This is a genomic window from Collinsella sp. CLA-ER-H9, assembly GCF_040092295.1.
GTDB lineage: Bacteria > Actinomycetota > Coriobacteriia > Coriobacteriales > Coriobacteriaceae > Collinsella.
In genome coordinates this window covers 1-647 of the sequence record NZ_JBBNLV010000042.1, presented here as the reverse complement: position 1 = coordinate 647, position 647 = coordinate 1, and the positions used below count along the sequence as shown (strand labels likewise).

The following is a 647-nucleotide window of genomic DNA, read 5'->3' as shown; positions in this document are numbered from 1 at the left end:
TCCGCACTGATATTTTCTGTATTGAAGACGTCGATGATGCGCCCGTATACCATTGACGTCGACACCATCAGACGCGGTCCGCGCGGTGACCCCACATTCCGCTGGCGCCCACAGGGCTGCCCTCGTTTCCTGACATGTCCCGCGCGGGCCGCGGCGAGCCGAGACCGCCGCATGACCTAATAGGAGCATGGAGCGATACCGCGGACCCGAACAACCGCATTCTATCGCGCCCCGTCAGTGTGCCGTCTGCCCGGTCCAGGCGAGCACGGAAAGAACGGAGCGAGACATGAGAACCGAATCGACACCCGGCGCCCGCGGGCCGGTCTTCTGCGGGGTCGACACCCACGCCGACTCGCACTGGCTGTGCGTCCTGGACTGGAGGGGCCGCAAGGTCCTGTCCCGCCGGTTCCCCGCCGACGCGGCGGGATACGAGGCGCTCGCCGGGGCGATCGCGGCGGCCGGGGAGCCGGCCTGCGTCGCGATGGAGGGGACGTCGTCCTACGGGGCGGGCCTCACCAGGCACCTCGCGTCGCTGGGGATGCCCGTGCGCGAGGCGCTCTCCCCGGCGAGGACGCAGAGGAGGCGCCCGGGGCAGGGAAAGTGCGACGAGTCGGACGCGGAGAGAGCGGCCCGCGCGGCGATGTCCG

Annotated in this window: 1 protein-coding gene; it reads left to right on the top strand. The window is 70.2% G+C overall.

Going from position 1 to position 647, the window contains the following annotated elements:
• Nucleotides 1-286 precede the first annotated feature (286 nt).
• The coding region (locus tag AAAX73_RS09725; RefSeq protein WP_349125782.1) for a transposase at nucleotides 287-647 on the top strand (361 nt) is incomplete at its 3' end.